This window comes from Geodermatophilus sabuli (genome assembly GCF_900215145.1).
Taxonomy (GTDB): Bacteria; Actinomycetota; Actinomycetes; order Mycobacteriales; family Geodermatophilaceae; genus Geodermatophilus; species Geodermatophilus sabuli.
This window is the reverse complement of the sequence record NZ_OBDO01000007.1, coordinates 16117-42979: the sequence shown is the minus strand read 5'-3', so window position 1 is coordinate 42979 and position 26863 is coordinate 16117. Positions and strand designations below refer to the sequence as shown.

The window sequence follows — 26863 nt, the reverse complement described above, 5'->3', positions numbered from 1 at the left end:
GCGGCCCGTCGATTACCTGCGAGGTAAGCGACGCGGCGGCCGTCCGTCGCTAGCGTCGCCGTCATGACCGCCGCCATGACCGCCGTCGAGACGCGACCGTCCGTGGGGGAGCTGCTGCGGAACTGGCGGCAGCGACGCCGGCTGTCCCAGCTGGACCTGGCCAGCGACGCGGGCGTCTCGACCCGGCACCTGAGCTTCGTGGAGACGGGGCGGGCACGGCCGAGCCGGGAGATGGTGCTGCACCTCGCCGAACAGCTGGAGGTGCCGCTGCGCGAGCGCAACGAGCTGCTACTGGCCGCCGGCTACGCGCCGGTCTACGGGCGCCGCCGGCTGGAGGACCCCGACATGTCCGCCGTCCGCAGCGCGCTGGACCTCGTGCTGACCGCCTACGAGCCGTCTCCCGCGGTCGTCGTGGACCGGTTCTGGGAGCTGGTGGCCGGCAACCGGAGCATCGCGCTGCTCACCGAGGGCGTGGACCCGGCGCTGCTCGAGCCGCCGGTGAACGTGCTGCGGCTGGGCCTGCACCCCCGCGGCCTGGCCCCGCGGATCCTCGACCTGCCGCAGTGGCGCACCGCGCTGCTCACCCGGCTGGCCCGCGAGGCGCACCTGACCGCCGATCCCGGGCTGGCCGCACTGCACCGGGAGCTGGCGGCGCTGCCCGGCGGGTTCGACCGGCGCCCGCCGGACGGGATCGCCGTCCCGCTGCGGATCCGGCACGGGGACGACGTCCTGTCCTTCCTCAGCACCGTGACGACGTTCGGCACCGCGGTCGACCTCACCGCGGCGGAGCTGTCCGTCGAGGCGTTCCTGCCCGCCGACGCGCACACCGCCGAGGTGCTGCGCCGCTCCCGGCTCCCCGCCCCCGCCCCTGCCCCTGTCCCGCGATCATGAAGTTGCGGAAGGGGCACGCCCGTGCGGTGCGGCGTGCCCCTTCCCAGACTTCATGATCGCGGAGGAGTCGGGATCAGAGGACGTCGAACTCGTTGAACGCCGCGCCGCCGGAGAGGGTGGCGTAGCCGGGGCCGCGGTCGAAGAACGGCTCCTCGCCGCTGCGGGCCGCCCGCAGCTCGTCCCGCAGCGCCGTCGTCGCCGCCTCGTCGGCGGTGCCGTCCTCGCGGACGACCACGCCGTAGTCCTCGCGGGCGCCGGTCACCGACACCTTGCGCCAGGCGATGTCCCGCAGGACCTCCGCCACCGGGCGCTCCAGCGGGTCGCCCCAGCCGCCGCCGCCGGTCGTCCGGATGCGGACGACGGTGCCGGCCTTCAGCGGCTCGGCGTCGGCCAGCGCGTCGACCTCGTGCTCGTCCGGGCCGCCCGGGTCGACGGTGATCTGGAACGGCCGGCCGGCCTTGCCGCCCTTCACGCCCCAGCAGGCGAGGATCGAGCGGTCGGCGATCGACATGAAGTGCGCGTCGCGCAGCACCCGGATGTGCTTCTCGTAGCCGCAGCCGCCTCGGTAGCGGCCGGGCCCGCCGGAGTCCATCGCCAGCCCGAGCCGCTCCACCCGGAGCGGGAAGCGGCCCTCGGTGAACTCCGTGGGCAGGTTCCGGGAGTCCGGGACGACGTGGATGGTGTCCTCGCCGTCGGCGTAGTACCGACCGCCCGAGCCGCCGCCGAGCACCTCGCGCATGAGGTAGGGCTGGCCCTCGAAGTCGGTGCCGTAGACGCCGGTGTAGCGGATCGTCTCCTGGTCGGCGGGCATCCGGCCGCCGGTGGCCTTGGCCAGCACGCCGGCGAGGACGCCGAGCAGCCGCAGGATGACGAAGGTCCGGGCGTTGGTCGGCGCCGGGAAGATCGGCGTGAGCAGCGTGCCCTTCTCCGGGAACCGCATCTCGATCAGCGGGACGACGCCCTCGTTGACGTCGAGCTCGGCCATGCGCTCCGGCGTCTCGGCCAGGTTGCGCAGGATCGGCGCGAGCCACTTCTTGAGGAAGTTGCCGTCGGCGTAGTCACCGCAGTGGTTGATCGGGCCCTTGGCCTGCGGACCTGTGCCGGTGAAGTCGATGACCAGCGGCGTCTCCCGGGTGGAGTCCATGATCAGCGTGATCCGCTGGCGGTGCAGCTGGGGCTGCTCCACGCCGTCGTGCTCGGCGTAGTCCTCCCACACGTAGGTGCCGTCAGGGATCTGCGACAGGATCTCCCGCCGGTAGACCTCGGTGGAGTTGGCCAGGATCGCGTCGAAGCACGCCTCGACCGCCTCGACCCCGTACCGGTCGAACAGCTCACCCAGTCGGCGGGCGCCGGCCAGGCAGGCCGAGCACTCGGCGTCGAGGTCGGCGGCCAGCGAGTCGGGCATCCGCGAGTTGCGGGTCATGATCTTCAGTGCGGACTCGTTGGGCACGCCGCGGTCCCACAGCTTGATCGGGGGGACCATCAGGCCCTCCTCGTACACGCTGGTCGCCGCCGACGGCATGGAGCCGGGCACCGCGCCGCCGATGTCGTCGTGGTGGCCGAACGCCTGGATGAACGCGACCACCCGCTCCGCGCCGTCCACGTGCGCGAACACCGGCACGGTGACGCACAGGTCCGGCAGGTGGCCGATGCCGCCTTCGGACAGGTAGACGTCGTTGTGGAAGAAGACGTCGCCGACGTTCATCTCCTCGATCGGGTAGTCGCGCACCACGGGGTGCACGAGCGCCGAGTAGGAGCGGCCGGTGAGCTTGCGCAGCTGGCGGTCGTGGATGCCGGCGCGGAAGTCGTGGGCGTCGCGGATCATCGGCGAGCGCGAGGTGCGGCCGATGGAGGTCTCGACCTCCTTCTCGATCGCCGCCAGCGTGCCGGCGACGATCTCCACGAGCACCGGGTCGGCGGCGACCTTCGGCTGGGTGGGGGACGACTCCGTCAGGGTCACTTGTCCGACTCCTTCGTCAGCAGCAGGTTCCCGTGGGCGTCCACGGTGGCGAGGAAGCCGGGGTGCACCGGCACCGTCGAGCCGAACTCCTCGATGATCGCCGGGCCCGCGACGACGTCGCCGGGGCCGAGGTCGGGGCGGTTGTAGGTCGGGGTGTCCACCCAGTCGTCGAAGAACACCCGGCGCGAGCCGGTGACGGCCCGCTCGGGCCCGCCGTTCTCCGGTGCCAGCTCGACCATGTCGGGACGGCGGATCGGGCCGATCCCGCTGACCCGCAGGTTGACCCACTCCACGGCCTGGCGCGGGTCGTCGGCGAAGTCGTAGCCGTAGAGCTGCCGGTGCGCGGCGTGGAAGGCCTGCGCGACGGCCTCGGCCGCCGCGGCGTCCAGCACGCCCTCGGCGACCGGCACCCGCACCTCGAACGCCTGGCCCACGTAGCGCAGGTCGGCGGTGCGCTGCATGCGCTGCTGGTCGCGGCCGAAGCCCTCGCCGTCCAGGGCCACCTGGGCCTGGGCCTCGAGGTCGGCGTAGACCGCCTGCACGCGCGCCAGGTCCAGGTCGGTGTGCTTGGACACCACCGTCTGCACGTAGTCGTTGCGGACGTCGACGGTGAGCAGACCGAACGCGCTGACGTTGCCCGGGTTCGGCGGCACCAGCGTGCGCGGCAGGTTGAGGATGTCCATGAGCCGGCAGGCCAGCAGCGAGCCGGAGCCGCCGAACGTGGTGAGCGTGAAGTCCCGGACGTCGAGGCCGCGGGCGACGGTCACCTGGCGCAGCGCGTTGGCCTGGTTCCAGGCGGAGATCTCGAGGATGCCGGTGGCCGTCTTCTCCAGTGACAGGTCCAGCTTGCCGCCGAGCTGCTCGAGGCCGCCGCCCGCCGCCTCGACCGACAGCGGGATCTCCCCGCCCAGCAGGTGCGGGGGGATCCGGCCGAGGACGACGTGCGCGTCGGTGACGGTCGGCTGGTCGCCGCCGTTCGGGTAGCACATGGGGCCCGGGTCGGCGCCGGCCGACTTGGGGCCGACCTTGAGCGTGCCCTCCGGGGACAGCCAGGCGATGGAGCCGCCGCCCGCGCCGACGGTGACGACGTCGATCATCGGGATCTTGGAGGGGTACTCACCGACCGAGCCCTCGGTGGTGAGGGTCGGCTCGCCGTCGATGACGACGGTGACGTCGGTCGAGGTACCGCCGCCGTCGCAGGTGAGCACCCGGTCGAAGCCGGCGGTGCCCGCGATGAGGGCGGCGCCCAGCGCGCCGGCCGCGGGGCCGGACAGCATGGTGGTGATCGGCTGGTGCACGACCTCGCCGGCGCTGAGCACGCCGCCGTTGCTCTTCATCACGTAGAACGGCACGCCCGGGGCGATCTCGTCCAGGCGGGTGCGGATGTTGGTGACGTACGCGCCGACCTTGGGCTTCACCGCGGCGTCGACCAGCGTGGTGACCGAGCGCTCGTACTCGCGGTACTCGCGCAGCACCTCGCTGGACAGCGAGACGACGGCGCCGGGGTGCTCCTCACGGATGACCTCGAGCATGCGGCGCTCGTGCGCGTCGTTGGCGTAGGCGTGCAGGAAGCAGACGCCGAGGGTGGTGATGCCGGCGTCCTTGAAGAACCGGGCCGCCGCGCGGGCGTCGTCCTCGTCGAAGGGCCGGACCTCCTCGCCCTTGTGGTCCAGGCGCCCGCGCACGGTCTGCACCAGGTCGGCGGGGACGATGCGCGGCGGCTTGACCCAGAAGTAGCTGTTGCCGTAGCCGTCGGGCACCGACTGGCGGGCGATCTCCAGGACCGACTCGTAGCCCTCGGTGGTGATGAACCCGATCCGGTCGAGCTTGCCCTCGAGCAGCTGGTTGGTCGCGACCGTCGTCCCGTGGCTGACGGCGGTGACCGCCTCACCGGACAGGTCCATCAGGTCCAGCACCTTGCGGACGCCGGTGAGGAAGCCCTCGGCGGGGTCGGCGGGCGTGGACGGCGTCTTGGTCGTGGTGGTCTGACCGGTCTCCTCGTCCACCGCGACGACGTCGGTGAACGTCCCCCCGGTGTCGATGCCGATGCGGACCCGGCGAGGCGGGGCACTCATGGCAGATACCTTAGCGTTGAGATACCGCCGGGCGGAAGGTGCGCCGGCGACCTCACCCGGCGGTCGCCCGCATGCCGGTGGCCGCCGTCACCCGCGCTCGGGCCCGCTCCCGGTCTCGTGCTCCACCGAGCCGCTCGCGCGGTCGGCGTCCTCGATCCCGTCCTCGCGGGGAGCGACGGTCTCCGGCGGCCGTTCGACGTCGTCCGCGCCGGGTCGGGTGTCCTCGTCGCCGTCGTACAACGCGTCGTCCGGAGCCAGGAAGGCGTCGTCGGGGCCGGTCATGGCTGCTCCCTCGGTCGGGGTCGGCGTGCGTGTACCCAGTCCCATCGCGATCCGTGCACGGATCTGCCGCACGGGGGCCGAGTCGACGTCGTGCGTGCGGACGGTGGAGGGGCGCTGCTCACCCGGCGATCTCCACCGCCTTCAGCGTCACCTGGCGGAAGGCGGCCAGCCGCTCGGCCCCGGCGGTCACCGCCGCCCGCTCGGCCCCGGCCAGCTCCCGCCACGGCTCCACGGCGACGGTGAGCGACCGCCCGGCCTTCCGCGGTCGCCAGACGCCGGCCACCTCGCCGTCGACGAGCACCGCGCCGGGCCGGCCGAGCACCGGCCACAGGGCCTTGGCGTGCGCGCGGTCCGGCGCCAGCAGGTCACGGTCGCGGGCCTGCAGGAACAGGTCGAACGGGCCGAGCAGCGCCGTGCCCGACGCCGGTGGGACCCCGTCGAGCCGGTCGGCGTCCGCGGCGAGCAGCCAGCGCCGCTCGCCGTCCACGTCGACGTCGACGGCGTCCTCCGGCCAGTGCGCCTGCACGTCCTTGACCGGTGCGTCCAGGTAGCCGGCGACCAGCTGGGGTGTCGCCGGACCGAGCAGCCGCAGGTACCCGCGGACGACGTCGAACCGCGGCGCGACGTCCGCGCTGGGCACCAGCCCCGGTACCGGGCGCAGCACCGGTGGTGAGGTGCCCGGCTCCAGCTCCAGACCGGCGCGCAGGGCGGCCAGCCGGAACGGCTGCTCCCAGGGGTGGACGGCGTCGCACGGGCGGCAGTACCGCAGGTGTGGGTCGTCGAGCAGCTGGGTCAGCCGGGCGGAGACCTCGCCCTTGACCATCGGGGCCGTGACCACCGAGCGCATGGTCGCGGCGATGCTGTCGAGCCCGGCCAGCACCGGGATGCCGGCGGCCCGCAGCGGCCGGGCGGCGTCGTAGACCCGCTTGCCCGCGTCGGCCTCGGAGAACGGGGCGGTGGCCGCCGCGACCTCGGGCAGGTCGGCCCGGCGGTACAGGTGCGGCGCGCCGCGGATCGTCCACACCGTGCTCAGCGCGCCGTCGGGCAGTGCCGCCACGTCGACGCCGCGCAGCGCCAGTGCCCACAGCCCGCCGTCCGGACCGGTGTCCTGGACGCCGAGGTCGAGCACGGCGGTGTCGTCGAGCCCGCCGGAGGTCCGGTCGAGCTGCTGGGCGTGCACCCGCAGGTCGAGCACCTGACGGCGGGTCAGGGAGCCGGTCACGCCCGCAGGCTAGCGGCGATCGCGGCCGTGCTGGCGTGCCGAGTGTGACCGTGGTCTCATGCCGGGGCGGCGTGCCGGAGGGCGCGCCACGAGGAGGCGGTCGGGTGGAGTCCTCCCTCCCCGAGGCGTTCATCGCCGCGACGGGCGCGCTGCTGGCCGTGATCGCCGCCGACGGCCGGATCCTGCTCGCCAACCCGGCGGTCCAGCGGTTCACCGGCCGGTCGCCCGAGGAGCTGCTGGGCCGCTTCTTCTGGGAGGTGTGGGTCCTGCCCGAGCACGTCGAGCTGGCCAAGGACGCCGTCGCCCGGGCGATCGCCACCGGCACGGCCCACCCCCAGGAGGCCGACTGGATCACCGGGGACGGCGGTCGGCGGCGGGTGGCCATGCACAACGACGTGCTCTGCGACTGCTCCGGCCGCCCCTACGCGGTCGCCACCCTCGGCATCGACGTCACCGACCAGCGGCAGCGGGAGGCCCGGCTGCACCAGCGGGCCGAGACCGACCGGCTGACCGGCATCCCGCACCGCGGCACCCTCTTCGACGCCCTGCGCCGGCACCTGGACCCGGTCGACGGCGCCGGCTGCGCGGTGCTCTTCTGCGACCTGGACAGGTTCAAGCTGGTCAACGACGACCACGGGCACGGGGTCGGCGACCACCTCCTCAGCGAGGTCGCCGTCCGGCTCGGCGCGCTCGCCCGCCCCGGCGAGATCGTGGCCCGCTTCGGCGGCGACGAGTTCGTGCTGCTCGTCCCGGGCGATGACGCCGGACGGGTGTCGACCCTGTCCGTGCTCGTCACGGCGGCGCTGGCCACGCCGTTCGAGACCTCGTGCGGCGCGCTGTCGATCGGGGTGAGCGTCGGTGCGGCGGTGGGCCGGCCCGGTGAGACGCCCGACGACCTCATCGCGCGCGCCGACCGCGCCATGTACGGCAGCAAGACCCACCGTCGCCGGCGCACGGCCGGCGACCGCGGCGATCGGCGCTGAGAGCGGCCGATCCCCACCATGGAGGCGCGCTCCACCCGTGTTGATCATGGGCTTGGTGTAGGCGACACGCGCCGACGTGCCGAGGGAGCCCGCCACAACCCCCATGATCGACATCAGGACCCGGTCGCTCGCGCGCAGCCGCACCGATGAGTCGGCAGCGCTGCGCCGGTCTGTTCGTCGTGATCATCGTGGCGGGGACCCTGACCGTGCGGCCCGACGACCGGGACGCCTATGTCGAGGGGTGCCGGATCGTCGTCGAGCAGGCGCGGGCCGCCGCTGGCTGCCTGGACTTCGCGATCACCGCCGACCCGCTCGAGCCGGGGCGGATCCGGGTGTTCGAGCGGTGGGGAACCCGGGCCGAGCTGGAGGCCTTCCGTGGCTCCGGTCCCGCCGCTGAGCAGGCCGCCGTCCTGCTCGCCGTGGACGTGGCCGAGTACGACGCCGTCCGCACCCACGAGGGGACGCCGCTGCCGCTACCGGCGTCCATCGGCGCACCCGCCAGCAGCGCGCTCCTGGGACGCGGCATCCGGGACCTGCGTGACCTCACGCAGGTCACCGAGCGGGAGCTGCGCTCCTGGCACGGTGTCGGCCCGAAGGCGACCTCGCGCCTCCGCGACGCGCTGGCCGAGCACGACCTCGCCTTCGCCCCGACCCAGCCCTGACCGGGCAGCGGTTCAGTGGCGGTCGGGGACGGCACCTGGCGGCGGGTAGTCCGGTCGCGGGGCCCGGAGGGTCCCCGGCCGGGACGCGGGCAGCGGCTCAGCGGCGGTCGGGGACGGCACCTGGCCGTGGGTGGTCCGGTCGCGGGGCCCGGAGGGTCCCCGGCCGGGACGCGGGCAGCGGCTCAGCGGCGGCCGGGGACGGCACCTGGCCGCGGTGTCGGCCGGTAGGCCGACAGATCAATCAGCGTCGGCCTGCCACAGGTCGGGGCCGAAGACCTCGTACTGGATGTCGCGGGTGGGGACGCCGCGGTCGATGAGCGCGCTGCGCACCGCCTTCATGAACGGCAGCGGGCCGCAGAGGTAGTAGACGGCGTCATCGGGGAGGTCGACCTCGGTGAGGTCCATGATCCCCTCGTGGACGCCGTCCACCGGGAGGCTGCACTGCGCGCCCCGCTCGAACCAGACGTGCAGCTTGCCGTCGGCCAGGGCCTTGACGTCGTCGGCAACCTGCTGGCGCAGCGCCCACGAGGACTCGTCGAGGTCGGCGTGCAGCAGGGTGACGTCGAGGTGGGAGCCGGCCGTGACCAGGTGGGAGAGCATCCCGGCCATCGGGGTGATGCCGATGCCCGCGCTGGCGAACACCGCCGGGCGGGAGTCGTCGAGGACGACGTCGCCGAACGGCAGCGACATGGTGACCGTGTCGCCGATGTCGACCCGCTCGTGCAGCAGGTTGGAGACCTCGCCGTCGGGCTTGCCGTTGCCGTGGACCCGCTTCACCGCGAACGAGCGGTGCTCGCCGTCGTCGGCGCGGGTGAGGCTGTACTGGCGGGGCTGCCGGATGCCGTCGGGCATCGGCATCCGCACGGTGACGTACTGACCGGGCAGCGAGGTCTTCACCAGCCGGTCGTCGATACGCTTGCAGGTGAAGACGACGACGTCGTCGGTCTCCCGCCGCTTCTCGATGACCTCCCAGTCGCGCCACACGATCTCTGGCCGCACGCCACGCGCGCTGTACAGGCCGCGCTCCTGGTTGATCAAGGCCCGGGCCATCAGCCAGTAGACCTCCTCCCAGGCCTCGGCGACCTCGGGGGTGACGGCGTCGCCGAGGACGTCGGCAATCGCCCAGAAGAGGTTGTCGTGCACGACCTGGTACTGGTCGGGGCGGATGCCGAGCGACGCGTGCTTGTGGGCGACGCGGTTGAGCAGGTGCTCCGGCAGCTGGTCGGGGTGGTTGACCAGTGCGCTGGCGAACATGGCGACCGAGCCGGCCAGTGCCTGCTGCTGGGTGCCCTCGGCCTGGTTGCCGCGGTTGAAGACGCCGTCCATCAGCTCGGGGTGCTCGCCGAACATGTGCTGGTAGAAGCGTTCGGCGATCTTCCCGATGTTCTCGCCGACCACGGGCAGGGTGGCCTCGATGACGGGCCGGGACTTCTCGGACAGCACGACGGCTACCTCCCCCTCTGCTGGCGTGTGACGGTGCTCGCCACCTCTGCCACCCCGTAACCCCCCGTGGCAGGTCCTACCCATCGATTCGCCCGGGGATGCCCTCAGTCGTCGGTCAGGGTGCGCAGGATCCGGGCCAGGGCGGCCCGGTCGGCGGGGTCGATCCGGGCGAACAGGTCGCGGGTGTCGGCCGCCCGCGCGGCGGCGACCTCGCCCTGCACCTGCCGGCCGGCGGGGGTGGGCGTCAGGACGACGGCCCGCCGGTCGGTGGGATCGGGGCTGCGCTCGACCAGGCCGCGGGCCTGCAGGGCGTCGGCGACCTCGGTGGCCGAGCGGGGTGCGATGTGCAGGGCCTCGGCCAGGTCGGAGAGTCGCACGCCGTCCCGCTCGCAGACGACGCGGAGTGCGCGGGCGTGGTGGGGGAGCAGCTCCCACGGCGCCAGGACCTCGCGCCAGCGCCGCCGCTGGGTGCGGGCGGCCCGCATGAGCAGCTCGCCCAGCGAGGCGTCGTCGTCCGGCACGCGGGAATCGTACCCAATGCCGTACGGTTACCTCATCGTGAGGCAACCTCAGTAATCATCGAGGGCCTGGGACGCCATGGAGGTGGTCGTCGTCGACGACGTGACGAGAGGGCCGGGCGGCGGGGGTGGGCGCTCGGGGCGCACCGTCGACCCCGCCGACCGGGCCCAGCTGGAGCGCTCCCCGGTGCCACTGCGCCGGGTGACCGCGCTGTTCGCGCCGTACCGCTGGCCGGTGGCCACGGTGGTGGTGCTGATCGTGGCCGCATCGGCCGTGGCACTGGCCTCGCCGTTCCTGGTCCGCCTGGTGATCGACGAGGCGTTGCCCCGCCAGGACGTGCGCCTGCTGGCCTGGGCGGTGGCCGCGATGGTCGCGGTCGCCGCCACCACCGCCGTCCTCGGGGTGGTGCAGACGTGGCTGTCGACGACCGTCGGGCAGCGGGTCATGCACGGTCTGCGGACGGCGGTCTTCACCCACCTGCAGCGGCAGTCGCTGGGCTTCTTCACGCGCACCCGGGGCGGGGAGGTGCAGTCCCGGCTGACCAACGACATCGCCGGCATGCAGTCCGTCGTCACCTCGACCGCCACCTCGCTGGCCTCCAGCGCGACCACCGTCGTCGGGACGGTCGTGGCGATGGTGGCGCTGTCGTGGCGGCTGTCGCTGCTGTCCCTCGTCGTCCTCCCGCCGGCGGTGCTGCTCACCCGCCGGGTGGCGCGGATGCGCCGGAGGGTCACCGCGCAGCGGCAGCGGCGCCTGGCCGATCTGCACGCGCAGGTGGAGGAGGGGCTGTCGATCAGCGGCGTGCTGCTGGGCAAGACCCTCGGCGCCGGCCCGGCCCAGTCGCGGCGGTTCGCCGACACCTCGGAGGACCTCGTCGGTCTCGAGGTGCGCTCGCAGCTGGCCGGCCGGTGGCGGATGGCCACGATGAGCATCGTCTTCGCCGGCATCCCGGCGCTGATCTACCTGGCGGCGGGCCTGCCGGCCACCTCCGGCGGGATGACGATCGGCACGCTGGTCGCCTTCACCACCCTGCAGGGGGCGCTGTTCCGGCCGCTCATGCAGCTGCTCGACGTCGGCGTCACGGTGACCAGCTCGATGGCGCTGTTCAGCCGGGTCTTCGAGTACCTGGACCTGCCGGTGGAGATCGACGACCCGGCCGACCCCGTGCCGCTGGACCCGGCGACGGTGCGCGGCGAGGTGCGCTTCGAGGGCGTCTCGTTCACCTACCCCGACGGGCACCGGCCGGCCCTGGACGGCATCGACCTCGCCGTCCCCGCCGGGTCGACGCTGGCGCTGGTGGGGGAGACCGGCTCGGGCAAGAGCACGCTGGCCTCGCTGGTCGCGCGGCTGGCCGACCCGACCAGCGGCCGGGTGACGATCGACGGCGTCGACCTGCGCGACCTGAGCCTGGCCACGCTGGCGCGGGTCGTCGGCGTCGTCGCGCAGGAGACCTACCTGCTGCACACGACGGTGCGGGAGAACCTGCGGCACGCTCGGCCCGGCGCCACCGACCGCGAGATCGAGGACGCCGCCCGCCGCGCCCAGGTGCATGACGTCATCGCCGCCCTGCCCGACGGCTACGACACCGTCGTCGGTGCGCGCGGGCACCGGTTCTCCGGCGGGGAGAAGCAGCGCCTCGCGATCGCCCGGACGCTGCTGCGCGACCCCTGGGTGCTGGTGCTCGACGAGGCGACCAGCGCGCTGGACACCGCGACCGAGCGGGCCGTCCAGGCCGCCCTCGACGAGGCCAGCCGCGGCCGGACGACGATCACCATCGCCCACCGGCTGTCCACGATCCGCGATGCCGACCGGATCGCCGTGCTCGCCGCGGGCCGCCTCGAGGAGTCCGGCAGCCACGCGGAGCTGCTCGCCGCCGGCGGGCGCTACGCCGGGCTGGTCGCGGCCGCCGACCGGGACGTCGCCCTGGCCGCCTGAGCCCGGCCGCCTGAGCCCGGCCGGCCTGAGCCCGACCGCCTGGGCCCGACCGCCTGGGCCCGACCGCCCGGACCCCTGGCCGCCCGACCGGGTCACACGTCGGTGATCGCGTAGCTCCGGATCTTCCGGTAGAGCGAGCTGCGGGCCATCCCGAGCGCGGCCGCCGCGTGCACCCGGTTGCCGCCGCACCGCTGCAGGGCCCGCACGATCGTGTCGCGCTCGACCGCCTCCAGCGGGGTCAGCGTGCGGCCGCCCGTGGTGCGGCAGTAGGCCGGCAGGTCCTCCGGCTGGACCTCCCCGACCGGGCGGGCGGCCAGTGCGGCCCGCAGCGCCTCGCGTAGCTGCGGGAGGTTGCCCGGCCACGCGTAGCGGGCGATCAGCCGGCTCGCCTCGGGATGCAGCCGGACCCTCCGGTGAGGGGCGAGCTCGGCGAGCAGGCGCGCGACGACCAGGGGGAGGTCCTCGCCGCGGAAGCGCAGCGGCGGCACGGTCACCGCCTGGTCGAAGTGCCCGAGCAGTGCCTGGAACGGCAGACCGGCGCCGACGTGCTCCTCGGCCAGCGTGGCCGCGACGAGGACCCGGCCGCGGTCGACGGAGGCGAGGAGCCCGCGCAGGCGCTCGACCGCGTCGGCGTCCAGCCGGTCGACGTCCCCGAGGACGACGAGGGTGGCGGTCCCCGCGCCGTCGAGCGGTGGTCCTGGCGTCCGCGCGGCCCCGTCGGCGACCACCTGCCCCGACGGGTGGGCCCGGCGGAACAGCTCGGTGACGAGGGTGCGCCGACCGGTGCCCGGCTCGCCCATCACCAGCACGGAGTCGCCCCGGTCGATGGCGGCGGCGGCCTGCTCGCACGCCGTCACCCACCCCGGTGAGCGGCCGCCCAGCGGGTGCGGGTCCTGCGGGCGTCCCCCGCTGCCCGCGTGCGGGGCGCTCCGAGGGACCGGGACGGGAGGAGGCCGTCGGCCGGGGTCCTCGTCCAGCAGCAGCACCATGCCGGCCACCTCGTCGCCGACGACGACGCGCCGCGCCCGCATCCGCACCCGGCGGCCGGTGTCGAGGGGAATCGTCTCGGCGACCCGATCTCGGCGGCTCATCAGGAACAGCGCGTGCTGGTGGATCGTGGCCTGCTCGGCGACGGTGAACAGCTGCTGGGCCCGCTGGTTGACCATGAGCGACGCACCCACCGCCATGACCGCCTGCCGGGGCCGGGCGTCGGCCCGGGCGAAGACCTCGTACAGCGCCCGCTGGGCGTGCCCGCGGTCCAGCAGCAGGTTCTGGCCGATGTCGGCGGCGGCCCGCCGGACCAGCGTGTGCATCAGGGGCGTCCAGCTCTCGGCCAGCGAGCTGACGTCGAGCACGCCCGCCACCCGCCCGGTGAGCGGGTCGAGGACCGGTGCGCCGGTGCAGGCGAACGCCACCAGGGCCTCGGTGAAGTGCTCCGCGCCCACCACAGCCACCGACGACCCGGCCTCGAAGACCGTGCCGATGCCGTTGGTGCCCACGCCGCCCTCGGCGAAGCTGAACCCGGCGGTGAAGTCCACCCGGTCCAGCAGTCGGCCCACCGACGTCGAGCAGTCCAGCCGGTGCACGATGCGCGCCTCGGCGTCGGAGAGCGCGATCGCGACCGGGACGTCGACCATCTCCTCCGCCAGCCGCTCGATGACCGGCCGGGCGCACCGCACCAGCCGGGAGTCCAGGTCGACGTCCTCGTGGAAGGTGATCCGGTACTCGTCGGCGTCCACACCGGCCGACCGGCTGCGCCGCCACGACGCCGCCACCAGGTCCCGGACGCCGGCAGCCGCCGCCGGACCGCGCTCGAGGAACTCCGCACGGGCCGCCGCCACGCGCCGCCGGTCCTCCTGACCCTGGTGCATCGCCACCTCCACGCCAGGCGCCCACCCGCCGCGCCACCGGCGGGTGCAGCGGCAGGGACGCCGGGCCGGCGCCCCTCGTCACCGGTCCGCGGTGCTCCGTCCGGCCGTCGCACCGCGCCGGACTGTCCCAACCTGGGACGGCTCGACCGGGCGGGACGCCGCTGGACTGTGCAGCGCGGCAGTGATCCAGACCACAGGCAGGAAGGTAGTTCACAGATGAGCGTCGATACAGCGACGACTGCGCAGGTCGACGGGGCGTCGGGGGCCCGCGAGCTCGATGCGGTGGTCATCGGCGCCGGGGTGGCCGGCCTCTACCAGCTGCACCAGCTCCGCGAGCAGGGCCTGCGGGTGCGGGCCTACGACGCGGCCGGCGACGTGGGCGGGACCTGGTACTGGAACCGCTACCCCGGGGCGCGGTTCGACTCCGAGGCCTACATCTACCAGTACCTGTTCGACGAGGACCTCTACAAGGACTGGAGCTGGAGTCAGCGGTTCCCCGACCAGCCCGAGATCGAGCGGTGGATGCACTACGTCACCGACCGGCTCGACCTGCGCCGGGACATCCAGTTCTCCACCACGGTCACCGGCGCACGCTTCGACGAGGACCGGGGCCGCTGGACCGTCGAGACCGACCGCGGCGAGACGATCGACACCCAGTTCCTCGTCACCTGCGCCGGCATGTTGTCCGCGCCCATGGCCGACCTCTTCCCCGGGCAGGCCGACTTCCGGGGCACGATCGTGCACACCTCGCGCTACCCGGCCGAGGGCCTGGAGCTGGAGGGCAAGCGGGTCGGTGTCGTCGGCATCGGTGCGACCGGCATCCAGGTCATCCAGACCATCGCCGGCCAGGTCGGGCACCTGACCGTCTTCGCCCGGACGCCGCAGTACGCCCTGCCGATGAAGAACCCGCACTTCGGGCCCGAGGACGTCGCCGCGTACAAGGCGCGCTTCCCCGAGCTGCGCACGACCCTCCCGCGCACCTTCACCGGCTTCGAGTACGACTTCGAGCACTCCTACGCCGACCTCACCCCCGAGCAGCGCCGCGAGATCCTCGAGGAGATCTACGAGAACGGCTCGCTGAAGCTGTGGCTCGCCTCGTTCCCCGAGATCTTCTTCGACGAGGCGGCCAGCGAGGAGGTCTCGGAGTTCGTCCGGGAGAAGATGCGGGCGCGCCTGCGCCACGACCCCCACCTGTGCGACGTGCTGATCCCCACCGACTACGGCTTCGGCACCCACCGGGTCCCGCTGGAGACGAACTACCTGGAGGTCTACCTCCGGCCGGACGTGGAACTGGTCGGCGTCCGCGACAACCCGATCGTCCGCGTCGTCCCCCAGGGGCTGCAGCTGGAGGACGGCACCGTCCACGAGCTCGACGTCATCATCCTGGCGACCGGGTTCGACGCCGGCACCGGTGCGCTCACCCGGATCGACATCCGCGGCCGCGGGGGGCGGGCCCTCACCGAGGACTGGGGCCGCGACATCCGCACCACGATGGGCCTGATGGTGCACGGCTACCCCAACCTGCTCACCACGGCCGTGCCACTGGCGCCGTCGGCCGCCCTGTGCAACATGACGACCTGCCTGCAGCAGCAGACCGAGTGGATCAGTGACCTCGTCCGCTCGATGCGGTCCCAGGGCAAGAGCGTCATCGAGCCGACGCAGGAGGGCGAGGACGCGTGGGTGGCCCACCACGACGAGACGGCGTCGGCCAACCTCATCTCGAGGACGACGTCCTGGTACGTCGGCTCGAACGTCCCGGGCAAGCCCCGGCGGGTGCTGTCCTACACCGGCGGCGTCGGCACCTACCGGGAGAAGTGCGACGAGGTGGCCGCCGCCGGCTACCCGGGCTTCGACATCCGCTGACACCCCCGGTGCGCCGGGCCCCCCGGCGCACCGCCCCGTCAACCCCCCGGAGGACTGCCATGACGCAGACGACGCAGACAGAGAGCTTCACCTCGGAGGCCGACGCGATCCTCGACCGCGCCGTACGGGCCGCCGCCCCGGTCGCGGGGGTGGTCGCCATGGCCACCGACCGGGACGGGAACGTCTACGAGGGGGCGGCCGGCGCCCGCCGCCTCGGCGGCGACGTCGCCATGACCACCGACACCGTGTTCGCCCTGTTCTCGACCACCAAGGCCATCACGGCGACGGCGGCCCTGCAGCTGGTCGAGGAGGGTCGGCTGGACCTGGACGCGCCTGCCCGCACGTACGCCACCGGGATCGGCGAGCTGCAGGTGCTGGACGGCTTCGACGACGACGGCTCGCCGCGGACCCGACCGCCGAAGCGGGAGATCACCACGAAGCACCTGCTGACCCACACGGCCGGTTTCGGCTACGACTTCTTCAACGAGCACTACAACCGGCTGGCCACCGAGCACGGGCAGCCCAGCATCATCACCGCGACCAGGGCCTGCCTGCAGACCCCGCTGCTGTTCGACCCGGGCGAGCGCTGGGAGTACGGCAGCAACCTGGACTGGGCCGGCCAGGTGGTGGAGGGCATCACCGGGGAGCGGCTCGGCGACGTGTTCGCCGCGCGCGTCTTCGCGCCGCTCGGCATGACCGACACGACCTTCGAGCCGGACGATCGGCTACGGCAGCGGACGGCGACGATGCACGCCCGCGGCGAGGACGGGTCGCTCACGCCGATGGACGACTTCGCGCTGCCCCAGCCGCCCGAGGCGCACATGGGCGGCCACGGGCTCTACGGCACGGTCGGGGACTACATGCGCTTCATCCGCATGTGGCTCAACGACGGCCGGGGCGAGGGCAGCGCCGTCCTGTCGCCGGAGACGGTGCGCATGGCCGTGCAGAACCACCTCGGCGACCTCAAGGTCACCGCGCTCCCCGGCGTCATCCCGTCGCTGTCCAACGACGCGGAGTTCTTCCCCGGGCTGTCGAAGTCCTGGTCCCTGCCGTTCATGGTCAACGACGAGACGGCGCCGACCGGCCGTCCCGCCGGCGCCCTGGGCTGGGCCGGGCTGGCCAACCTCTTCTACTGGGTGGACCGGGAGAACGGCGTCGGCGGCTTCTGGGCCACCCAGGTGCTGCCGTTCGGGGACGCCACCTCCTTCGGCGGCTACCTGGAGTTCGAGACGGCCCTCTACTCGTCGCTGCAGCGCTGATCCGATCCGACGGAGCGGGGCCGGGCCCTCCCGGTCCCGCCCCGTCGTCGGGTGCGCTGCTCAGAGCGCTGGCGTCCAGAGCTCCACGCGCGCGGACACCTCCGGGAAGACGACGAACAGCAGCAGCACGGCCGCGGCCAGCACGAGGAGCGCGGCCTGGACGGCCCGCGCGCCGGTGCCGCCGGGCAGGTGGCGCCAGATCCACGTGTACACGGCTCAGACCTCCTCGAGTGCCGCCGGCCCGTCCGGCGAGTCCGCCTTGGCCACCGAGCCCTCCAGCGTCGCGTGCACGACCAGGCGCTCGCGGGTGGAGAACTTGGGGTGGCAGGTGGTCATGGTGAGGACCGCGCCGGTCGCCTCCCCGTTCATGGGGCCGCCCGGTGTGGGGGCGACGACGCTGCTCTCGCTCGGGTCCACGACCCGCGTCGCGGTGACCCGGTAGACGTGCCAGGTGTCCACCGTCTCCACGACGACGGGGTCACCGGGCTGCAGGACGTCGAGGGCGATGAACGGGCTGCCCCGGCCGACGCGGTGGCCGGCCATGGCGAAGTTCCCCAGCTCCCCGGGCATCGCCGAGCCGACGTAGTGGCCGGGGCCGTCCTCGAGCTCGTCGGGGTCGGTGCCCTCGACGATCGCCCGCTCCCAGTCGGCGCCGAAGCGCGGGATGTGCAGGAAGGCGAAGGCCTCACCGAAGTCGGGCTCCGGCTCGGGTGCCGGCGTCGACCACTCCTCACGGAGCTCCTCGGACACCTGGTCCTGGGCCTGGTCGCTGAAGAGGTCGGTGATCCAGATCTCGTACGCGACGTAGAGCAGCATCACCGCGCCGGCGGTGATCGCGAGCTGCGAGAGCCCGCGGAAGAGCGTGCGGATCATCGGTCCCCCTGTCCCGATGGGTGCGTCCCGCCCGCCGGGTGCCGGCGGGCGGGACGCGGGTGGTGTCGGTCAGGAGGCCGAGCCGGCCTTGCGGCGACGGCTGGCGACCAGGCCGGCGCCACCGCCGGCGAGGACCAGGCCGCCGATCGCGGCCATGCCGAGGACGTTCGCGCCGGTGTTGGGCAGCGGCGTGCCGTACTCGGTCGGCTCCGGGTCGGTCGGGTCGGTCGGGTCGCCCCCGCCGCCCAGGACGACGGTGATGGGCAGCTCGGTGGTGAACGCGGCGCCGTCGTCGTCGACGACGGTCAGCGTCACGGTGTAGTCGCCCGCCGTGGTGTAGGTGTGCTGCGCCTCGGTGCCGCCGACGAACGGCGCGGTGCCGTCACCGAAGTCCCAGGTGTGGGTGACGATCTCGCCGTCGGGGTCCGAGGCCGTGGCGGAGAAGGTGTAGGCCCCGCCCTCGTTGGTGCTGGTGAACGACGCGGTCGGCGCCTGGTTCTCCGGGTCCGTGGTCCCCTCACCGGCGAACACGAAGTCGTTGCAGCCGAAGGTCATGCCGTGCACGACGGCGTCCGCGTCGGGCGAGTAGACGAGCTGGAAGCCCATCGTGTGGATGACGGCGTTGGGGTAGGCGGCGCTGATCTCGACGAGCGTCGCCTCCTCGATGGCCTCGGAGGCCTGCGGGTCGACCTCGGTCAGCGGCACCTCGCTCCACCAGGTGTCGGCCGGGTCACCCGTGGCGGGCTGGAAGTACACCAGCCAGGAGGGCAGCGCGCCCGTCCCGTCGAGGTCGACCCACATCTCGTAGGTCGGGTGGTTCGACAGGGGCTGGCCGGCAGCCTGGGTGACGTCGAGGGCGTAGTTCGACGGCGCGGTGGCCTGCGCCAGCGGGATGCCGAGCCCGTCCATGAAGTAGCCGGCGTAGGCGGAGTCCGACGCGTCGGTCGTCATGTGCAGGCCCTCGGGCAGCAGCTCGGCGTTGCCGCCGTCGCCGAAGCCGGAGAGGGCGCCGTCGAAGACCGTGGTCAGCTGCTCCATGCTGCTGATCTCCGTGACGCCGCAGCCGTTGGCCGAGGCGATGCTCGGTGCGACCGCGCTGACGAGTGCGAACGTGCCGAGGCCCATGGCCCCTGCGGTGACCAAGCTGGTGGTGCGCTTCATCGTGACCCCCGTGATCGGATGGTTGGGTTCCCCGGGAGCGGACCCCTCCGCTCCTCCTGCACCCCGACTCTCACGGCCACGCCGACGTGGGGACACCCCCCGTTTCCCCCGCGGCCGCTCCCCATCCTGTGGGGGCGTTCGGCCGTGTCATCACCGTCCGTGAGGGCCTGCCGGACCGGCTGCGACGGCCGTTCCCCCGTTCGTGTCCGGGCGATGAGTGGGGGCTCCTCCGGCCGTCCGACCTGCAGGAGGTCGCCTCCCGGGCGACCGACGACCCCCTGGAGGCCCCGTGCGACCGCTCGTCGTCATCGCGTTCCTGACCATGGACGGTGTCGTGCAGGCCCCAGGCGGGCCGGGCGAGGACCGCTCCGGCGGGTTCACCCACGAGGGCTGGCTGGTGCCCCACTTCGACGACGACCTGGGCGCCCAGATGGTGCGGTGGATCTCCCCCGCCCAGGACTTCCTCATCGGTCGCGGGACCTACGAGATCTTCGCCGCCTCCTGGCCGCTGATCCCGACCGACGACCCGATCTCGGCCGCGCTCAACGGCAGGCCCAAGCACGTCGCCTCCCGCACCCTGGGGTCGGTCGAGTGGAGCGGCGCACGGCTGATCGAGGGCGACGTGCCGGAGGCGGTGCGGGCGCTCCGGGCCGAGGACGGCGGAGAGCTGCAGGTGCACGGCTCGCCCGGGCTGGTGCAGACGCTGCTGCGGGAGGACCTCGTCGACGAGCTGCGGCTGGTCGTCGCCCCGGTGACGCTGGGCTCGGGGAAGCGGCTGTTCGAGGAGGGCACCGTCCCGCGGACCTGGCGGCTGACGTCGTCGACGGCCACCGGCAGCGGCGTGCTGATCACCACCTACCAGCGGGCCGGCGAGGTCGAGACCGGCTCGATGGGGCCCGAGTACGAGGAGTGAGGGGCACGGGAAGGTCAGCGCGGCCCGGTTGGTTGCTCGGGGCAACACCGAGTGAGAGGCCGTGCCATGAGCATCCCCCTGTCCATCCTCGACCTGGCGCCGATCGCCAGGGGCGCGACCGCGTCCGACAGCATCGCGGCCAGCGTCGCGCTCGCCCAGCGCGCGGAGGAGGCCGGTTACCGGCGGGTCTGGTACGCCGAGCACCACAACATGCCGACGATCGCCTCCTCGGCGACCAGCGTCCTCATCGCGCACGTCGGCGCGCAGACGTCGTCCATCCGGCTCGGCGCCGGCGGGGTCATGCTGCCGAACCACTCGCCCCTGACCATCGCCGAGCAGTTCGGCACCCTTGACGCGATGTACCCGGGCCGGATCGACCTCGGCCTGGGCCGCGCCCCCGGGTCGGACCAGAACACGATGTACGCCCTGCGCCGCGACCCGCGCTCTGCCGACCGGTTCCCGCAGGACGTGCTGGAGCTCCAGGCCTACCTGGCCGGGGAGACCCGCGTGCCCGGCGTCGACGCGATCCCGGGCAAGGGGTCGAACGTGCCGCTGTACGTCCTGGGCTCGTCGATGTTCGGCGCCACCCTGGCCGCGGCGCTCGGGCTGCCCTACGCGTTCGCCTCGCACTTCGCGCCCGCCATGCTCGCGCCGGCGGTGGAGGCCTACCGGCGGGAGTTCAAGCCCTCGGCCCAGCTCGACGCCCCGTACGTGATCGCCGGGGTCAACGCCGTCGCCGCCGACACCCGTGAGGCCGCCGAGGCCGCCTACGCCGCCGTCCGCCGGACGCTGGCCGTCGGTCTGTTCGGCCGCGGCCGGTCGCTGTCGGAGGAGGAGGCCCAGCTGCTGCTCGACGGCGGCGCGGGCCTGCACGTCGACACGATGCTCACGCACACCGCCGTCGGCACCCCGGCCGAGGTGCGCGGGTACCTCACCGGCTTCGCGCGCGAGGCCGACGCCGACGAGCTGATCGTCGCCCACCAGTTCCCGGGCACCGAGGGCCGGCTGCGCTCCGTCGAGCTGACCGCCGAGGCGATGGCCACCGTCCCCGCCTGACCCCGCCTCCTGTCGGTTTCCGCGGAACCGACGCCGCTCTGCCGGAGGGCTCTCTCCCGTCGCGGAAGGGGACGCCGGCCATGACTCTCGGCGTGATGACCGTCGCGTTCCGGAATGGCCGGCCGGAGCGGCTCCCTTGCACCCCGTGTGGATCTGTTCTCACCTGTCACCCTGGGCGACCTCGAGCTCGCCAACCGTGTCGTGATGGCCCCGCTGACGCGCCTGCGCTCCGGTGCGTCCGGCGTCCCCGGGTACCTCGTCGTCGAGCACTACCGCCAGCGCGCCGGCGTCGGCCTGATCATCGCCGAGGGCACGTACCCCAGCCCCGAGTCGCAGGCGTACGTCGGCCAGCCCGGCATCGTCACCGACGAGCAGGTCGAGGGCTGGCGCCGCGTCGCGGAGGCCGTGCACGCCCGCGGCGGCCGGATCGTCCTGCAGGTCATGCACGGCGGCCGGGTCACCCACCCCGACGTCAACGGCGGACGCCGCGTCGTCGCCCCCAGCGCCATCGCCATCAACGGCCAGGTGCACACGGAGAAGGGCAAGCAGCCCTACCCGGTGCCCCACGCGCTGACCGTCGAGGAGGCCCGCGCGACGGTGCAGGACATCGTCACCGCCTCCCGCCGGGCGATCGAGGCCGGTCTGGACGGCGTGGAGGTCCACGGCGCCAACGGCTACCTGCTGCACGAGTTCCTCTCGCCGGCGTCGAACGAGCGCACCGACGAGTACGGCGGCTCGCCCGCGAACCGGGCGCGCTTCGTCGTCCAGGTGGTGACGGCGGTGGCCGCGGCGATCGGCGCCGGCAGGGTCGGGCTGCGCATCTCGCCGGAGCACGACATCCAGGACGCCTTCGAGACCGACCGGGCCGACGTCCTCGCCACCTACGGCGCGCTGGTCGACCAGCTGGCCCCGCTCGGCCTGGCCTACCTGTCGGTGCTGCACCGCGAACCCGCCGGTGACCTGGTGCAGGAGCTGCGCCGGCGCTTCGGCGGCCCCCTGATCGCCAACAGCGGCTTCGGGACGGTCACCACCCGCGACGAGGCGGTGCAGCTGATCGAGGCCGCGCACGCCGACGCCGTCGCCGTGGGCCGCCCGGTCCTCGCCAACCCCGACCTCGTCGAGCGCTGGGCCGGCGAGCACCCCGAGAACGAGCCGAAGCCGCACCTCTTCTATGCCAGCGGCGCCGAGGGCTACACCGACTACCCGGCCCTCAAGGCCGGCTGACCCACCCCACCGCAAACGCGCGGGAGCCGGGGCACCGTCCCCACGACGCGCCGAGGGCCCTCTCGATCGGATCGAGAGGGCCCTCGGCGTGTACGCGCGGGGGCTCAGCTCCTGCGGCGGCCCAGGAGCCAGCCGACGAGGACGCCGAGCAGGGTGAGCCCCGCGCCGCCGAGCGCGCCGGTCACCAGCGTCCGGACGTCGGACGGCGCGCCGACGGCGGGCGCGGCCGCGGCCCGGCCGGCGAACACCTGCGGCTGGGCAGCGGGGGCACCGGCGGCCGGAGCCGGCGCGGGCACCGCCGTCTCGCTCACCGCGGCGGCCGACGGGCGCGCCTCGGTGGCCACCGGCACGGCGGCACCGGTCAGCTCGTCGTCGATCGCCTTGAAGAACTGCCCGGCCATCCGCTTGGCGACGCCGGTGATCATCCGCTGGCCCACACCGGCGACCGGCCCGCCGATGACGGCGTCGGCCGAGTAGGTCAGGGTCGTCGTCCCGGAGTCGGCGGGCGAGAGGTTGATCGTCACCGTCGCCCGCGCGTTGCCGGGCGCGCCGGCACCGGAGGCGTGCATCACGTAGGACGACGGCCGCTGCTGGTCGGTCAGCCGCACCTCACCGGCGTAGGTGCCCTTGATCGCGCCGACCCCGACCGAGACGTTCATCCTGTACTCGTCCTGACCGACGAGCTCGAGCGACTCGCAGCCCGGGATCGTGCGGGCCAGCACCGCGGGGTCGGTGATGACCGACCACACCTTCTCCGGGTCGGCGTGCAGCACCGCAGAGCCGTCGAGGTTCACGCACTCACTCCTGTCCTCGCCCGGCGTGCGGCCGCGGCGGTCTGTTCGGAATCGGGGGATCGCATCAGGTCGTACAGCTCGGTGGGGGAGATGGGCATCGAGGCGATGCGCCGCCCGGTGGCGTCCTCGATGGCCGAGGCGATCGCCGCCGTCCCCGGGATGACCCCGGCCTCGCCGGCACCCTTGAGGCCCAGCGGGTTCAGCGGCGAGGGCGTCTGCTGGTGGTCGATCACCACGTCCGGGATCTCCGACGCGTACGGCATCAGGAAGTCCATGAACGAGGCGTTCTGCAGCTGCCCGGAGTCGTCGTAGGCCATCCGCTCGTACAGCGCGCCGCCGATGCCCTGCGCGACGCCGCCGTGGACCTGGCCCTCGACGATCATCGGGTTCACGACGTTGCCGCAGTCGTGGACGACCGCGTACTTCACGACGTCGATCTCCCACGTCGTCGGGTCGATCTCCACGATCGCCGCATGCGCGCCCGAGGCGAAGGTCGACCGGATCGGCGAGTAGTAGTCGCGGTGCTCCAGGCCCGGGGCGTCGCCCTCGGCCACGGGCGGCTTGGAGTCGTCGCCCGGCCCGGCGAACTGGGTGGCCTGCTTCGCCGCCTCGTCGAAGGCGTACCGCAGCGGGTTGGACAGGACGGCGACCGTCCGCAGCGGGATCGAGGCGCCCGGCGTCCCCTTCACCTGGACGACGCCCTCCTCGATCTCCAGGTCGCCGGGGTCGGCCTCCAGGACGTCGGCGGCGATCCGCAGCGCCTTCTCCCGCACGCCGCGCGCGGCCAGGGCGATCGCGTTGCCGCTCATCACCGCCGCGCGCGAGGCGAACGTGCCCACGGCATAGCCGAACCGCCGGGTGTCGCCGGTGGTCACCTCGACGTCCTCGATCGGCACCCCGAGCTCCGAGGCGACGATCTGCGCGAACGCCGTCTCGTGGCCCTGGCCCTGCGACGTCAGCCCGGTCGACACCAGCACCTTGCCGCTGCCGAGGACCTGCACGTGCCCGCCCTCGTAGGGGCCGGGCCCGGTGCCCTCCACGTACAGCGCCATCCCGACGCCGAGCAGCCGGCCCCGCGCCTCGGCGTCGGCCCGCAGGGTCTCGGCCTGTTCCCAGCCGACCAGGGTGCGCAGCTTGTCGAGCAGGCCCGGGTAGTCGCCGGAGTCGTAGATGACCGGCCGGCCGTCCTGGAAGGTCAGCCGGTGGTCGTAGGGGAACTGGTCGGGCTGGATGAGGTTCCGCTCCCGGACGAGGGCCCGGTCCAGGCCGAGCGCGTCGGCGATGCGGTCCATCGTCCGCTCCATCGCATAGCAGCCCTGCGGCCGCCCGGCGCCGCGGTACGGCGTCACGATGACGGTGTTGGTGTAGACGCTCTCCACGACCACCCGGTACACCGGGATCGCGTACGGACCGACCAGCTGGGTCGCGGTGATGATCGGCACGATGATCCCGTAGGGCGTGTACGCGCCGTTGTCGTGCCAGATGTGGACGTCGAGCGCGGTGATCCGGCCGTCGTCGTCGTACCCGACGGTGACCTCCTGGCGCTGCTGGCGCTCGTGGGCGCTGGAGATGAAGTGCTCGCGGCGGTCCTCGGCCCACTTCACCTCCTGGCCCAGCGCGATCGCGGCCATCGGCACCAGCAGCTCCTCCGGCCACGGGTGCACGATCTTCACGCCGAACCCGCCGCCGACGTCCGGCGCGATGACCTCGACCGCGTCCAGCGACAGCTCCAGCTTCGCGGCGATCGCCGCGCGCACCGACGTCGAGGCCTGGGTGCTGGTGTAGACCCGCAGCGAGGAGTCGTCGGCGTCCCACCGGGCGTGCACGCCCTTGCCCTCCATCGGCGTGCAGGCGCTGCGCTCGATGTACTGGGTGAACGACAGCGTGTGCGGCGCGGATGCCAGGGCCGGCTCGACGTCGCCGGTCTCCTGGTGGTGCCGGGCGGCGACGTTGTCCGGGATCTCCTCGTGCACGGTGTGCTCGGCGGCGCGGGCCGCGTCGACGCCGACGACGACCGGGAGCTCCTCGTAGGTGACGACGATCCGCTCGGCGGCGTCCTCGGCCAGGTACCGGTCGGTCGCCACCACCATGACGATCGGCTCGCCGACGTGGTTGACCTCGCCGTTGGCCAGCGGGTAGCCGGTGCGCGGCGCGGTCAGCTGCGGGTGCGGGATGAGGACGGGCAGCGGCTCGGCCAGCGGGCCGGTGAGGTCCTCGTAGGTGTAGATCGCGACCAGGCCCTCGACGTCCAGGGCCGGCTCGACGTCGATGTCGACGATCCGGGCGTGCGCGTGCGGGCTGCGCACGAAGGCGGCGGCCAGGGCGCGGTGCCCGATGTCGTCGAGGTAGCGGCCCTTGCCGGTGATCAGGCGGGCGTCCTCGCGCCGGCGGACCGGCTCACCGAACAGCTTGGTCGTCATCGCGGTCCCCCTCTCCGTCGGTTTCCGCGGAAACCGACGGCCGGTCCGTGTCGGTTTCCGCGGAGACCGACATCACTGGGCGTCCTTCATGGCCGCGGCGGCGTGGTGGACGGCCTTCTTGATGTTGGCGTAGCCGGTGCACCGGCAGAGGTTGCCGCCGACCATCTCGTCGACCTCCTCCTCGGTGAGGTCGGCCGACGCGTCGCGGTTCTCCAGGCCGGCCTTGATGGTCATGAGGAAGCCCGGGGTGCAGAAGCCGCACTGCAGCGCGTGGCACTCGCGGAAGGCCTCCTGCACCGGGTGCAGCACCTGCCCGCCCTGGTGGTCCACGCGGGCCAGGCCCTCGACGGTCTCCACCGACGCACCGTCGACCTGGACGGCGAGCACCAGGCAGGAGCGCATCGGGGCGCCGTCCACCAGCACCGTGCAGGCGCCACAGACGCCGTGCTCGCAGCCGACGTGGGTGCCGGTCAGCCCTAGGTCGTGGCGCAGCGCGTCCGACAGCAGCCGGCGCACCGGCACGGTGGTCTCACGAGGAACACCGTTCACGGTGACGGTGATGGTCCGCTCGGTGTCGACCGAGGTCATGCGATCCCCCCAGCGGCTTCGGCCAGCGTTCGTTCGGTCAGGACGCCGACCAGCAGGCGGCGGTAGTCGGCGCTGGCGTGGATGTCGCCGTCCGGGTCGACCAGCGTGCGGGCCAGCTCGCCGGCGGCGGCCCAGTCGGCCTCCTCCACCGGCTGGCCGGCGACGGCGTCGCTGAGGTCGTGCACCTCGGGCACCAGGCCGACGGAGATGTAGGCGGCGCGCGCGGCCGACACGCGACGGGACTCGTCGAGCGTGACGACGACGCCGGCGCCGCAGACCGCGTAGTCGCCCTTGCGGCGGGCGACCTCGGCGAAGGCGGTGCCCGAGCGCGCGGGCAGGGCCGGGAAGAAGGCGGAGGTGACGAGGGCCGGCCCGGACAGCGAGGTCTCGAGCGGGCCGACGAACAACTCGTCCCAGGGGACGGTCTCGACGCCGCCGGGCGTGGCCACGGTGACCGAGCCGCCGGTGAGGGCGAGGACGGAGGTCATCTCACCCGAGGGGTCGGCGTGCGCGATCGAGCCGACCGTGGTCCCGCGGTTGCGGATGGCCGGGTGGGCGACGTTCGCCGTCGCCCGGGTCAGCAGCGGCTGGACCCGCGCCGCGGCGGCGTCGTGCAGCAGGGTGGCGTGCCGGACGAGGGCCCCGACACGCACGCCGTCGCCGGTGACGTCGACGGCGTCGAGGCCGGGCACCTTGTTGATGTCGACGAGCGTGGCCGGGGCCGCGAGCCGCATCGACAGCAGCGGGAGCAGGGACTGCCCGCCGGCGAGGACCTTGGCGCCCTCCTCCGTGGCGAGGAGCTCCAGGGCCTCCTCCAGCGAACGGGGGTCGGCGTAACGGAACGGGGCGGGCTTCACCGGGCGCCGGCT

Annotated in this window: 23 protein-coding genes; 9 read left to right on the top strand and 14 right to left on the bottom strand. The window is 73.6% G+C overall.

The annotated features are described in order from the left end of the window. The first annotated feature begins 63 nt into the window (after window positions 1–63). Complete coding sequence (locus CRP39_RS15970; protein WP_216359769.1) at window positions 64–891, top strand: helix-turn-helix domain-containing protein; 828 nt, start codon at window positions 64–66, stop codon at window positions 889–891. Window positions 892–964: 73 nt separating this feature from the next. Here CRP39_RS15970 and CRP39_RS15965 read toward each other — a convergent pair whose 3' ends face one another. From CRP39_RS15965 to CRP39_RS15950, 4 genes are all read right to left on the bottom strand, one after another. Next, window positions 965–2851, bottom strand: a complete 1887-nt coding sequence (locus CRP39_RS15965; RefSeq protein ID WP_097207380.1) for a hydantoinase B/oxoprolinase family protein — start codon at window positions 2849–2851, stop codon at window positions 965–967. Beyond that, window positions 2848–4926 carry a hydantoinase/oxoprolinase family protein gene (locus tag CRP39_RS15960; RefSeq protein WP_097207379.1) on the bottom strand — a complete coding sequence of 693 codons (2079 nt, stop codon included), beginning with the start codon at window positions 4924–4926 and terminating at the stop codon, window positions 2848–2850. Before CRP39_RS15960 ends, CRP39_RS15965 begins: the two co-directional genes overlap by 4 nt. 87 nt (window positions 4927–5013) lie before the next feature. Continuing rightward, entirely contained in the window at window positions 5014–5208 is a 195-nt protein-coding gene (locus tag CRP39_RS15955; protein WP_097207378.1) for a hypothetical protein, read from the bottom strand. A gap of 118 nt (window positions 5209–5326) precedes the next feature. Further along, complete coding sequence (locus tag CRP39_RS15950; protein ID WP_097207377.1) at window positions 5327–6430, bottom strand: winged helix DNA-binding domain-containing protein; 1104 nt, start codon at window positions 6428–6430, stop codon at window positions 5327–5329. Window positions 6431–6534: 104 nt separating this feature from the next. On the opposite strand from CRP39_RS15950, the gene CRP39_RS15945 reads away from it, so the two are divergent. Next, window positions 6535–7413, top strand: a complete 879-nt coding sequence (locus CRP39_RS15945; protein WP_097207376.1) for a diguanylate cyclase domain-containing protein — start codon at window positions 6535–6537, stop codon at window positions 7411–7413. Window positions 7414–7559: 146 nt separating this feature from the next. Beyond that, window positions 7560–8075 (top strand): antibiotic biosynthesis monooxygenase, encoded by a 516-nt coding sequence (locus tag CRP39_RS27250; protein ID WP_216359768.1) that lies wholly within the window; start codon window positions 7560–7562, stop codon window positions 8073–8075. Between the two features lie 237 nt (window positions 8076–8312). On the opposite strand, the gene CRP39_RS15935 is transcribed toward CRP39_RS27250, so the two are convergent. Together CRP39_RS15935 and CRP39_RS15930 are read right to left on the bottom strand one after the other, a co-directional pair. Beyond that, a complete protein-coding gene (locus CRP39_RS15935) occupies window positions 8313–9518 on the bottom strand; it encodes a globin domain-containing protein (RefSeq protein WP_097207375.1) in 1206 nt (401 codons plus the stop codon). A gap of 104 nt (window positions 9519–9622) precedes the next feature. Beyond that, window positions 9623–10039 (bottom strand): MarR family winged helix-turn-helix transcriptional regulator, encoded by a 417-nt coding sequence (locus CRP39_RS15930; RefSeq protein ID WP_245853906.1) that lies wholly within the window; start codon window positions 10037–10039, stop codon window positions 9623–9625. A gap of 76 nt (window positions 10040–10115) precedes the next feature. Between CRP39_RS15930 and CRP39_RS15925 the strand changes: the two genes are divergently transcribed. Continuing rightward, on the top strand, window positions 10116–11972 hold the full coding sequence (locus CRP39_RS15925) for an ABC transporter ATP-binding protein (protein ID WP_097207374.1): 1857 nt from the start codon (window positions 10116–10118) through the stop codon (window positions 11970–11972). Between the two features lie 92 nt (window positions 11973–12064). Here the strand turns inward: CRP39_RS15925 and CRP39_RS15920 are convergent, their stop codons facing one another. Next, on the bottom strand, window positions 12065–13843 hold the full coding sequence (locus CRP39_RS15920; RefSeq protein ID WP_097207373.1) for a sigma-54-dependent Fis family transcriptional regulator: 1779 nt from the start codon (window positions 13841–13843) through the stop codon (window positions 12065–12067). A 216-nt stretch (window positions 13844–14059) separates the two neighbouring features. Here CRP39_RS15920 and CRP39_RS15915 point away from each other — a divergent pair, with 216 nt between their 5' ends. Together CRP39_RS15915 and acmB are read left to right on the top strand one after the other, a co-directional pair. Then, window positions 14060–15706, top strand: a complete 1647-nt coding sequence (locus CRP39_RS15915; protein WP_097207372.1) for a flavin-containing monooxygenase — start codon at window positions 14060–14062, stop codon at window positions 15704–15706. Between the two features lie 59 nt (window positions 15707–15765). After that, complete coding sequence (acmB, locus tag CRP39_RS15910; protein ID WP_097207371.1) at window positions 15766–16965, top strand: methyl acetate hydrolase AcmB; 1200 nt, start codon at window positions 15766–15768, stop codon at window positions 16963–16965. Between the two features lie 60 nt (window positions 16966–17025). Here the strand turns inward: acmB and CRP39_RS26905 are convergent, their stop codons facing one another. The 3 genes from CRP39_RS26905 to CRP39_RS15895 form a co-directional block, all read right to left on the bottom strand. Beyond that, a complete protein-coding gene (locus tag CRP39_RS26905; protein WP_097207370.1) occupies window positions 17026–17178 on the bottom strand; it encodes a hypothetical protein in 153 nt (50 codons plus the stop codon). A 3-nt stretch (window positions 17179–17181) separates the two neighbouring features. Further along, the gene (locus CRP39_RS15900; protein WP_097207369.1) at window positions 17182–17838 is read right to left on the bottom strand and encodes a class E sortase; all 657 of its coding nucleotides are present in this window, start codon (window positions 17836–17838) and stop codon (window positions 17182–17184) included. A gap of 69 nt (window positions 17839–17907) precedes the next feature. Continuing rightward, complete coding sequence (locus CRP39_RS15895; protein ID WP_097207368.1) at window positions 17908–18999, bottom strand: PKD domain-containing protein; 1092 nt, start codon at window positions 18997–18999, stop codon at window positions 17908–17910. Window positions 19000–19288: 289 nt separating this feature from the next. Between CRP39_RS15895 and CRP39_RS15885 the strand changes: the two genes are divergently transcribed. The 3 genes from CRP39_RS15885 (at window position 19289) to CRP39_RS15875 (ending at window position 22192) form a co-directional block, all read left to right on the top strand. After that, a complete protein-coding gene (locus CRP39_RS15885) occupies window positions 19289–19912 on the top strand; it encodes a dihydrofolate reductase family protein (RefSeq protein WP_097207366.1) in 624 nt (207 codons plus the stop codon). 66 nt (window positions 19913–19978) lie between these two features. Then, window positions 19979–20968 carry an LLM class flavin-dependent oxidoreductase gene (locus CRP39_RS15880; protein WP_097207365.1) on the top strand — a complete coding sequence of 330 codons (990 nt, stop codon included), beginning with the start codon at window positions 19979–19981 and terminating at the stop codon, window positions 20966–20968. Between the two features lie 114 nt (window positions 20969–21082). Next, on the top strand, window positions 21083–22192 hold the full coding sequence (locus CRP39_RS15875; RefSeq protein WP_221201622.1) for an alkene reductase: 1110 nt from the start codon (window positions 21083–21085) through the stop codon (window positions 22190–22192). 104 nt (window positions 22193–22296) lie between these two features. Here the strand turns inward: CRP39_RS15875 and CRP39_RS15870 are convergent, their stop codons facing one another. The 4 genes from CRP39_RS15870 to CRP39_RS15855 form a co-directional block, all read right to left on the bottom strand. Beyond that, the gene (locus tag CRP39_RS15870) at window positions 22297–22986 is read right to left on the bottom strand and encodes an SRPBCC family protein (protein WP_097207363.1); all 690 of its coding nucleotides are present in this window, start codon (window positions 22984–22986) and stop codon (window positions 22297–22299) included. Then, the gene (gene cutA, locus CRP39_RS15865; protein ID WP_097207362.1) at window positions 22983–25406 is read right to left on the bottom strand and encodes an aerobic carbon-monoxide dehydrogenase large subunit; all 2424 of its coding nucleotides are present in this window, start codon (window positions 25404–25406) and stop codon (window positions 22983–22985) included. Before cutA ends, CRP39_RS15870 begins: the two co-directional genes overlap by 4 nt. 72 nt (window positions 25407–25478) lie before the next feature. Then, the gene (locus CRP39_RS15860; protein WP_097207361.1) at window positions 25479–25994 is read right to left on the bottom strand and encodes a (2Fe-2S)-binding protein; all 516 of its coding nucleotides are present in this window, start codon (window positions 25992–25994) and stop codon (window positions 25479–25481) included. After that, a complete protein-coding gene (locus CRP39_RS15855; RefSeq protein WP_097207360.1) occupies window positions 25991–26851 on the bottom strand; it encodes an FAD binding domain-containing protein in 861 nt (286 codons plus the stop codon). Before CRP39_RS15855 ends, CRP39_RS15860 begins: the two co-directional genes overlap by 4 nt. Window positions 26852–26863: the final 12 nt, after the last annotated feature.